Origin of the sequence: Streptomyces racemochromogenes, from assembly GCF_044129415.1 — a bacterium.
Lineage (GTDB): Bacteria > Actinomycetota > Actinomycetes > Streptomycetales > Streptomycetaceae > Streptomyces > Streptomyces racemochromogenes_A.
The window spans coordinates 1-518 of record NZ_JBBDHD010000324.1; the positions used below are offsets into that span (position 1 = coordinate 1).

The 518-nt window shown below is 74.5% G+C and carries 2 protein-coding genes; both read right to left on the minus strand.

Annotated elements, in window-relative coordinates; all coding sequences use genetic code 11:
- A partial coding sequence (locus tag WDV06_RS37095; RefSeq protein WP_395514195.1) for a beta-ketoacyl synthase N-terminal-like domain-containing protein occupies positions 1 to 206 on the minus strand: 206 nt, incomplete at its 3' end.
- 103 nt (positions 207 to 309) lie between these two features.
- The coding region (locus WDV06_RS37100; protein WP_395514194.1) for a hypothetical protein at positions 310 to 518 on the minus strand (209 nt) is incomplete at its 5' end.

Consider the following 518-nt stretch of genomic DNA (forward strand, 5'->3'; position numbering starts at 1 on the left):
GGATCGAACAGCGACTCGACATCCCACCCCCGGTCCCCCGGGAACGCCGACACCGCGTCCACCCCCGAGGACACCAGATCCCACAACCCCTCCGGAGACGACACCCCACCCGGAAAACGGCACGCCATCCCCACGATCGCGATCGGCTCGCTGCCCCGCTCCTCGACCTCGCGCAGACGCGCCTGGGTCTCGTGGAGCTCGGTCATGGCGCGGCGGAGGTACTCGCGGAGCCTGGTTTCGTTGCCCGTGGCGTCCTGGTTGGTGTCGTGAGCGGACACGGCTCTCCCCTGGGGATGTCGGTGCGGGGCTTCAGACGGAGCGGAAGCCGCTGTCGAGCAGCTGGAACAGTTCGTCGTCGGAGGCGGAGTTGAGCAGTTCGGTGACCTTGCCCCGGTCCTCGGCGGGCCGGGCCGGTCCTTCGCCGGCCGTCCCCGCCCCCCGGGGGGCGGCCGGGGGGGGGGGCGGGGGGGGGGGGCCCCGGGCGCCGGCACCCCCCCCCGAGCCAGGCGGGGGGTGGG